Origin of the sequence: Arthrobacter sp. SAFR-044 (assembly GCF_051965175.1) — a bacterium.
In the GTDB taxonomy this organism is placed as follows: domain Bacteria; phylum Actinomycetota; class Actinomycetes; order Actinomycetales; family Micrococcaceae; genus Arthrobacter.
This window is the reverse complement of sequence record NZ_JBQCMK010000039.1, coordinates 1-623: the sequence shown is the minus strand read 5'-3', so window position 1 is coordinate 623 and position 623 is coordinate 1. Positions and strand designations below refer to the sequence as shown.

Sequence of the window (623 nt, the reverse complement as noted above, 5' to 3'; positions counted from 1 at the left end):
TTGCTGATCCCTGTGGTGCCGCCGTTGGCCCAGGCGAGGATGTGGTCGGCGTCGTTGTCCAGGGAGTTGTTGCTGCACCCGGGGAACGGGCACTTGCCATCGCGCATCCTCAACCAGGCACGCATCGCGCCGGTCACCCGGTAGCTGGTCCGGCCGATCTCCAACGGCGCCCCGTCCCGCGGGTCCACCAACACCCGGTAAACCGACCCCGCCCCGTTCGCCACCAAGTCCCGGGCCATCGACGGCGGAATAGGCCCGTAACCGTCGAGCATGGCCGGCTCATCGGTCACCCCCATCAGTGAGAACACCGGAACCGTGACCAGAACCTGCGCCCGGATCGGTGAAGACGAGTGTCCGGGTCCTGCACCGGCACCTTCAACGGCAACACTGTCGATGTCATCGGCCTCGCCGTAGCCACTGCCGCTCCCGAGAATCGCATCAGCGAACTTGTCGGCCCGTAACTGGGACATGGTGCGGGACTCCTGGGGACCTTGCAGCGACCGGGATATTGCGGTGAGCCGGTTCCACCCCGCCAACGCCTGGTCCGCCGGCAGGCAAGCGGACAGCCACGCCATCCCATCCTGGTCCGGCCGGAACTCCACCCGCCGATCAGCCACCCCCTT

At 67.3% G+C, this 623-nt stretch carries 1 protein-coding gene; it reads right to left on the bottom strand.

From position 1 onward, the window contains the following. A partial coding sequence (locus ACTHQS_RS21040; protein WP_440172745.1) for a DUF222 domain-containing protein occupies positions 1 to 623 on the bottom strand: 623 nt, incomplete at both ends.